The 8,570-nt window shown below is 45.1% G+C and carries 4 protein-coding genes and 1 pseudogene; 4 read left to right on the top strand and 1 reads right to left on the bottom strand.

The features are described from left to right. The 3 genes and pseudogenes from ACOJTG_RS11250 to ACOJTG_RS11260 all read left to right on the top strand — a co-directional run. Window positions 1–656, top strand: a pseudogene (locus ACOJTG_RS11250) (glucose/galactose MFS transporter); the annotation flags it as partial. Window positions 657–935: 279 nt separating this feature from the next. Then, entirely contained in the window at window positions 936–2,489 is a 1,554-nt protein-coding gene (locus ACOJTG_RS11255; RefSeq protein WP_420153892.1) for a glycoside hydrolase 43 family protein, read from the top strand. 121 nt (window positions 2,490–2,610) lie between these two features. Then, a complete protein-coding gene (locus tag ACOJTG_RS11260) occupies window positions 2,611–4,533 on the top strand; it encodes a glycoside hydrolase family 97 catalytic domain-containing protein (RefSeq protein WP_420153893.1) in 1,923 nt (640 codons plus the stop codon). 237 nt (window positions 4,534–4,770) lie between these two features. Here ACOJTG_RS11260 and ACOJTG_RS11265 read toward each other — a convergent pair whose 3' ends face one another. Further along, window positions 4,771–6,789 (bottom strand): BCCT family transporter, encoded by a 2,019-nt coding sequence (locus ACOJTG_RS11265; protein WP_420153894.1) that lies wholly within the window; start codon window positions 6,787–6,789, stop codon window positions 4,771–4,773. Window positions 6,790–7,114: 325 nt separating this feature from the next. Between ACOJTG_RS11265 and nhaA the strand changes: the two genes are divergently transcribed. Then, complete coding sequence (gene nhaA, locus ACOJTG_RS11270; RefSeq protein ID WP_420153895.1) at window positions 7,115–8,422, top strand: Na+/H+ antiporter NhaA; 1,308 nt, start codon at window positions 7,115–7,117, stop codon at window positions 8,420–8,422. Window positions 8,423–8,570: the final 148 nt, after the last annotated feature.

The raw sequence follows: 8,570 nt of genomic DNA on the forward strand, positions 1-8,570 counted from the left end.
TAAAACTTCCGCAAATCCATTACAAAACTTCCCTTCAGGAGAAAAGTCAGTCTATTTTACATGCGTTCAAACACCGGCATCTAACCTGGGCTGTAGCGGCTCAGTTTTTCTACGTAGGTGCTCAGGTTTGCATTTTTAGTCTGTTCATTTTATACGCTACGCAAGCGGCATCGCTCTCCGAAATCAAAGCAGCGGATTATTTAGGGATTTGTGGCATTGCCTTTCTAGTCGGAAGATTCCTGGGTACTTTCTTTATGCGATTTATAGCCCCAAACCGACTTTTAGCCCTTTATGCGGGCATAAACGTTTTGCTGTGTCTCATTGCTATCATGGCTCAGGGTTTGATCACCGTATACGCGATCGTGCTGATCTGTTTTTTTATGTCCATCATGTTTCCAACCATTTTTGCCTTGGGCATCAAGGATTTAGGCATGGACACCGAATACGGTAGTAGCTTGATCATTATGTCAATTGTTGGAGGAGCTTTACTACCTAGGTTATTTGGTTACCTGAGTGATGCCACAGGTAGTATCCAGCTTGGCTACTTTGTACCCTTACTAAGCTTTATCGTGATCGTTATTTACAGTCTATATGGTTATAAATCGACTTCTTCTAAAACGGATACGGAACAACCTGCTGTTTCTTTGTCTCACTAGTAATAGTCTTTTATTTGGGTCATGCGTCTTAGGGAAAGATCACCTTTAGTCATCCCGAAGTTCATGACCTCAAGGCGTAGTATGAATACAACCAGAGTGGATTTCATGGATGCATAAACGGTACAGGAAAAGGCCCAGTCTTTTTCTCGACTTATAGTACTCCTCCGAAGACTTTTAGATCCTGCTCCCAAGTGTATTCAGGTAATGATTAATTCTAAACTTGTTCATGCAGTGAAACACGTAGTAAGAAAAACCTTTTTAATTACGATAAGCCTCACGTTGGCTACTTTCGCAGGTATGGCCCAGAATCAGCCGAAATGGGGAGACTGGACGCATTGGGGCGATCAGAAAGATGGCACTTACCGCAATCCCATCATTCCCAGCGATTACAGCGATCTGGACTGCATTCGGGTGGGTGACACCTATTACGCCATTTCCTCTACCTTTCAATTCTCTCCCGGTATGATTATCCTGGAATCCAAGGACTTGGTAAACTGGAAAATCTGTGGTCATGCCGTTTCGGATCTTACCCAAATCTCCGATGAATTATCCTGGAAGAAAATGAATCGGTACGGTAAAGGCATTTGGGCGGGTTCCTTAAGGTATCATAACAATCGCTTTTACCTGTTCTTCGGAACGCCCGACGAAGGGTATTTCATGACCTCCGCGGCGAAAGCGGAAGGCCCCTGGGAACCCCTAACTCCCCTACTTAGGGAACCCGGCTGGGATGACTGCTCGGCCATCTGGGATGAACAAGGTAAGGGCTATTTCATCGGTACGCACTTTGCCGATGGTTACAAAACCTATCTTTTCAATATGTCGGCCGATGGGAAATCCATTGATCGGCAATCAGCCAGATTAGTAAATGCCGGATCCGGTCGGGAAGCCAGTAAGCTCATTAAAGTCAAGGATTGGTATTACCTCGTCTTTAGTGAACACAAGTCCGATAAAGGAAGGTATGTGATGGCCAAACGCTCCCGAACGATTACGGGGCCATATACCGAAGAAAAGCAACTTGCTCTGACGAGTCAGGAAGCGATGGAGCCCAATCAAGGAGGCATTATACCGGGTAAGGATGGGAAGTGGTACTTTCTGACTCATCATGGCTCGGGTGACTGGTCAGGACGAATCGTAAGCTTACTACCCATTACCTGGATCAATGACTGGCCAATTATTGGCACTATAGTTGGAGACTCTATTGGAACGATGACCTGGTCGGGGAAAATGCCTGCTGCCAGTTCCGGTGACTACTCGATAGCCCGAAGCGATGCGTTTAGTAAATCCGTACTGGGCCCGCAATGGGAATGGAATTATCAGCCCCAAAGCGACAAGTATTCGCTCAGTGAACGCAAGGGATGGTTACGACTCAAGGCCTTTAAACCATTAAAAGACAATGAATTATTAACCGCGGGCAATACCCTCACGCAGCGTTGTTTTAGAACTTCCAAAAATGAAGTGATTGTAAAGATGGACGTTTCGCAGATGGCTTCGGGTCAGCGAAGTGGGCTGTGTCATTTCTCACAGCAACACGCCACTCTTGGCATTGCTCAGGAGGGCAGTAAACGCTGGATTGAATACCGAAAAAATGGGACAGTACTTAAGGGTGAGACATTTACCGGATCAACCATCTGGCTGCGTTCCGTTTGGGGATTGGATGGAAAGTCTACTTTTTCGTATAGCCTGGATGGGAAAAAGTATACCTCCTTCGGCGAGCCTTATGCCTTGGCCTGGGGTTATTACCGGGGGGATCGAATTGGTATTTACTGCTTCAACAACGAAGCCGAAAAAGGATCGGTTGATGTTGATTATGTCCAACATACCATTGGAAAGTAACTTCGACAGGCACTAAAACTACTTTACGTATATTTATATACGTAAAGTAGTTTCCCCTTTTCATACTTAGGTAGAATCAGCATAAAGCCCGGTTCTACCTTACTCTAAACTTAAACTTGGTATGAATCTTATTCGTTACTCTTTTCTTCTCTCCCTGGTTGCAGTAGCTGTTCGTTTGGATGCTCAGCAAGTATATTCGCCTAATAAAAAAATAGAACTGAGCTTATCTCAGTCCAAAGAAAAACCCGGTAGCTGGTTTTTATCGGTCTCTTATCAGGGGAAAACGAAAACTCCCGTCTTTTCTCAAATCAAGCTCGGAATGGAAAGGCAAGATCAATCCTTTACGGACAACCTTTCCTTAAAGAGCAGTAGTAAGCCGGTAGCGATCAAAGATCAGTATACGACTCTTCATGGAAAAAGCTCGAACCGGGAGAACGAAGCTCAGGAAATCATCTTTGCTTTCGTCAATACCAAAGGCAGTAAGTTGAACGTAGTAGCCCGAGCCTACAACAACGGTATAACCTTTAAATACGAATTCCCCGAGAAAACTCAGGGCACATTCGTCATCAAACGCGAAGCAACCGCTTTTGTAGTAGAGGAAAAGGTGGAACGCTGGTTACAGCGATTCGTTACTAGCTACGAAGGCTTTTACCCCGCTCAGAAAGACTCTGCCCTAACCGGCGAATGGGGGTACCCGGCTTTGTTCAAAATAGGAGACCAGGAATCCTGCTGGACCTTACTAACCGAAGCAAACGTCGATCGTACTTATTGTGCGACTAAGCTTAGTAATCAGGAGAACAAGTCCAGTTACCAATTAGCCTTTCCAGCCGCGACGGACGGATTCAATACCGGGCAGGTCAACTCTACCCTAACCTTACCCTGGAGTTCTCCCTGGAGGGTAGCGATCATCGGGCAGCTTGCGGATGTGGTTGAATCTACCCTGGTTGAAGATGTCAGTAAGCCTTCCCAACTCACCAAGACCGACTGGATTAAACCGGGGGTTTCGTCCTGGGTATACTGGGCGTATAATCACGGAACGAAAGATTATAAAAAACTTTGCGAATACATTGACTTAGCGGCCCGGATGGGCTGGCCTTATACCCTGATGGATTGGGAGTGGGATGAAATGACCAACGGTGGAACGCTCGAAGATGCCGTAAACTATGCTAAATCGAAAGGGGTAAAACCTTTACTTTGGTATAATTCAGGCGGAGCTCACAATCAGGTTTCCTCTGGTCCTAGAGATCGCCTGACAACGCCAGAATCCAGAGCTAAAGAATTTGCCTGGTTAAAAAAGATCGGAATCTACGGCGTGAAAGTAGATTTTTTTGAAAGTGACAAGCAGGATATGATGCGGTATTACCTGGATATTCTGGAAGACGCTGCCCGCTATGAATTAATGGTCAACTTTCATGGCAGTACGGTTCCCAGGGGTTGGAGCCGAACCTACCCGCATTTGATGAGTATGGAAGCCGTTTACGGAGGCGAACAGTATAACAATCAGGAGTATATGACTACGAAAGGAGCCTGGCATAATACCATGTTACCCTTCACGCGTAATGTCATCGGCCCAATGGATTATACGCCCGTTGCTTTTACCAATTCCCAGCATGCTCACACCACTACGTATGCCCATGAACTAGCCCTTGCGGTGATTTTTGAATCGAGTATTCAGCATTTGGCCGATCGTCCGCAGGGTTTTGATCATTTGCCGGATCCCGCAAAATTTATGCTCAAAGAGGTGCCTACGGCCTGGGATGAAACGCGTTTTCTGGCCGGGTATCCTGGAAAAGAAGTCGTTATCGCCCGAAGAAAAGCAGCTCGCTGGTATGTGGGTGGCATTAACGGAGACGATAGATCGAAAAAAGTATCGATCCCCTTTCATTTCCTGACTAAAGGCAAAACCTATCGGGCTGAACTGATTGCCGATGGTGACTATGACTCCGGTTTCGACGTAAAATACCTGACGATTAAAGAAGGCGATACGCTGGAAGTGAAGTGTTTACCCCGGGGCGGTTTTACTCTACTTATCAATGAAATGTAATACTGTTACCTGGTAGTTTAAAAAATAGAAAAGTGGTATGGGAAATTTTATTCAGGCACTATCACTGTTTTAAAAACTAGCAATCTTGAATACAGGATACTGACTTTGAGTTGATCAACTACCGATTGGATAGTATGGGGACCAAGAGGTCTAGTTATAGCTCTGTATGTGTTAGCCCATGGCCGGAGAATTAAAGTCTATCAATTCTCCGGCCATGGGCTGAATCTCTGTTGCGTATTACTCTTTACGTCTTAACGTAGTATCCGTAAAAATCTCATTCTTTATTTCCGAAGATAGTTCCAGGAAGCGTTCATACTGTTTGAGCACATCCGCAATTACTTCCTTCTCAGTAAAGTATTCGATATTATAACCGGGACGGTTATCTCCAAAAAAAGTCTCGGGAATGTAAGATTGCGTGCCCCGAACACCCGGGATGTTCTTTTCAGCGACTAAGGAGGTAGAGATGGTCTTGAGTTGGGTACGTACCCCATAGGTAAAGTTTTCAATCGATTCATGCTCGATGGTAAGGGCAATCTCCATTGGATTTTCCTTTTTATGAACCGCCGTAGAAATTCGCTTGCTGTTGAATTCAGAAGCCAGTTCCTGTAAAGCGGGTTCTACCGTTTGCTGAATGAAGGTCTCCACGTAGGCTTGATCCTTAAAGGAAAGGATGCGTTGCAAACGCTGCTTCCAAAATTCACCCGACCAATTGCGAGCGGACGGAGAAAAGGCTTTCGAATAATAATAGCTATCTACCAATAGTCCCTGAAATAAACTGTAACAAAACAAGAGCATGACTATTGAAAAAGGTAATGCCGTAATCAAGGTCATGGTTTGCAGGGATTGCAGCCCCCCGGCATTTAGTAAAACCAAAGCCACCAGAGCCAGTAATATGCCCCAGGCTACCAATTGCCATTTAGGAGAGCAGGCAGCATTACTCGTTGAAATACTATTCATTACGAAGATGCCCGAGTCCGCTGAAGTGACAAAGAAGACAAAAATGAGGAAGACCGCCAGACTACTGGTGATTCCACTGGCTGGAAAATAGTTTAAGAATTGAAAGAGTAGCTCGTCGGTCTTACTTACGATAGCCGTTAGTGATCCGTTCGCCACATTTCGATCCAGCCAGGTGGCACTATTTCCGAATACGGTCATCCACAGAAAATTGAAGGCGGTTGGAATCAGTAGCACGGCAATGATAAATTCGCGGATCGTCCGGCCTTTGGATATTTGTGCAATGAACAGACCTACGTAGGGTGACCACGAAATCCACCAGGCCCAGTACAGAATGGTCCATCTAAAATACCAGGGTTGAACCGAAGGCTCGTAAGCGTGCGTATTAAAGGTAAGGCTCAAAAATTGGTTTAAGTAGTCTCCCACTCCTTCCGATAAAGAACCGAGCAAAAATACGGTTGGACCTGAAATCAGAATGAAAAGCATCAAGAGTACCGCACTCAAGATGTTTAGCTGACTCAAAAATTTAACTCCTTTGTTAACGCCTGAGGTAGCTGACAAAATAGAAATCGCCATAATCGCCATGACGATCACCACCTGATAACTAAACCCTTTCTCCGGAATAAGGCCCAATTGGACTAACCCTGCATTAAGCTGAATGACACCAAAACCTAAGGTAGTGGTGATGCCAAAGAAGGTACTGCACAAAGCAAACGAATCAATGACGTTACCAGCTACGCCATTGATTCGGTTTTTAAGAATCGGATAAAAACAGCTACGAAGCGAGAGCGGTAATTTATAGCGATACGTAAAGTAAGCCAGTGACAAACCCACAACGCCGTAAATGGCCCAGGCATGAATACCCCAGTGAAAAAACGTATAAAGCTGAGCGTCCTTGGCCCGTTTTATTTCGCTATACTCAGCAAAGGTTGGATCGGAGAAATGAGCAAGGGGTTCTGAAACACTAAAATACATGAGACCAATACCCATACCAGCGGCGAAAAGCATGGATATCCAGGAAAGGAATGAGTATTCGGGTACCGCATCATCGTCTCCCAAGGTGATCGAACCATATTTACTAACGACGAGAGCTAGCAGAAAAAAGACAAACAAGGTAACCGACCAGACATAAACCCAGTTTAAGTTTATAAAGATCCAATCCTGAATTTGCCCTAAGATGGAAGCCGTTGAATCCGGGAAAAAGCTGGAAACGAACGTAACAAAAAATATGAATAGTAAACTAGGCAGAATAATCCCTTTGTGAAAGGTAGTCTGAGCTAAAAATGAGGGCAGCCTGCTCATGTGTGGATAGTTTTATATGCTTAAGAATTGATAATACAAAGAACCTGTTTTTGTACGCTTTGTTCTTTCAAAGCCCCATACTCGACGTATCACGAAGAAATAGTATTTCAAATAAGCGAAGTATGACATTATAAGGTTTACGCAAAAAAATGAAAGGCAAGCCATTATTTTTTTCTAATTAGGATCAATGTATTTAGGGAGAAGTCTAGTTTTGTTAGCCCCTTTCTGCCTTCCTTGCAGGAAAGTTGAATTTTTAAATGTTCAGACATAACCAGCAGACTCGCTCTAGGGTTATCTATTACTACAATTCATTGCAACTAATCTCATGAGTAAAGCTCCTATTGATAAGGTCATTCAGCCCGTAAGTAAGTTCATTCATCAGGAGTATACCAGCGGCATCGTCCTGTTTCTGAGCGTGATAGCTGCTTTGATCTGGGCTAATTCGCCGGGGGCGGAGTCCTATCATCATACCTGGGAAACTCCCTTTTCACTAAGTTTCGGTAATTTCTCTTTTAACTATCCCCTGCACATCTGGATCAATGATGGACTGATGGCCATCTTTTTCTTTGTCATTGGACTGGAGCTCAAGCGGGAGTTTATGGCGGGTGAGCTTTCTACCTTAAAAAAAGCGTCTCTGCCGATGGTGGCCGCTCTGGGTGGTATGCTTGTACCCGCTCTGATTTATGTGTTGTTCAACTACGGTCGGCCCTCGCTTCACGGCTGGGGCATTCCCATGGCTACTGACATTGCCTTTGCCCTGGGGCTACTCTCCTTATCCGGTAATCATATTCCGCCTTCGGTGAAAGTATTCTTATCCGCCTTGGCGGTAGCCGATGATTTAGGAGCTGTACTGGTCATTGCATTTTTCTATACGGCTAAAATCGACTTTGGTTTTCTCCTGATTGGCTTCGGTTTTCTGGGAGTTCTCCTGGCGGGTAATCTACTCGGTATTCGGCGTAGTTTATTTTACCTGATTCTGGGGATTGTCGTTTGGGGCTGTTTCCTGTTTTCGGGCGTTCACGCTACCATTGCCGGCGTACTCGTAGCCTTTACGATCCCTGCCCGTACGCGAATTCATGAGCAGGAGTATTTACAACAAATTAAATCCCGCCTCAAACGCTTTGAAGTAGCCATTCCTTTGCACGGACCTTTGATGACAGCCGATCAGCACGAGATTATTGAAGAAATAAAGGGACTAAGTTTAGACGCCCAGACGCCACTGCAAAAAATTGAACATACGCTGCATCCTTACGTAGCCTTTCTCATCATGCCCTTGTTCGCTCTGGCTAATGCTGGCATGCACATTGGCAGTAATTTCTTTTCAGAGCTAATAAACCCCGTAAGTGCTGGCGTAGGCGTGGGACTGGTACTGGGGAAATTAATCGGAGTATTTGGCTTTACCTATCTAATGGTCAAGCTCAAGCTAGCCGACTTACCAGCTCTGGTGAACTGGAAGCACGTTACCGGGGTAGCATTACTAGCCGGCGTCGGCTTTACCATGTCCCTTTTTGTATCCAATTTAGCTTTCTCGGATGCCGAACATGTAGATGCCGCTAAATATGGTATTCTGCTGGCTTCTCTTGTGGCAGGTACCGCAGGCATTACGTACCTGCGTTCGTTATCGAAAGGATAAAAGCCCGAATGAGGTAAGTTACTGGATCCAGAAAATTCATCCATTCCTCTCATTGACGTAAGTACAATAGGAAAAGCACTAGGCCGCTGACTAGTAGCAAGTCAGCGGCCTAGTGCTTTTCCTATTGTACTATTACGTATTAATAATC

The organism is Siphonobacter sp. (assembly GCF_048595215.1).
In the GTDB taxonomy this organism is placed as follows: domain Bacteria; phylum Bacteroidota; class Bacteroidia; order Cytophagales; family Spirosomataceae; genus Siphonobacter.

Bases quoted from the DNA above. Each gene is read 5' to 3' on its own strand.
- ACOJTG_RS11260 (WP_420153893.1), top strand. From the start codon at position 2,611: ATGAATCTTATTCGTTACTCTTTTCTTCTCTCCCTGGTTGCAGTAGCT.
- ACOJTG_RS11265 (WP_420153894.1), bottom strand. From the start codon at position 6,789: ATGAGCAGGCTGCCCTCATTTTTAGCTCAGACTACCTTTCACAAAGGG.
- nhaA (WP_420153895.1), top strand. From the start codon at position 7,115: ATGAGTAAAGCTCCTATTGATAAGGTCATTCAGCCCGTAAGTAAGTTC.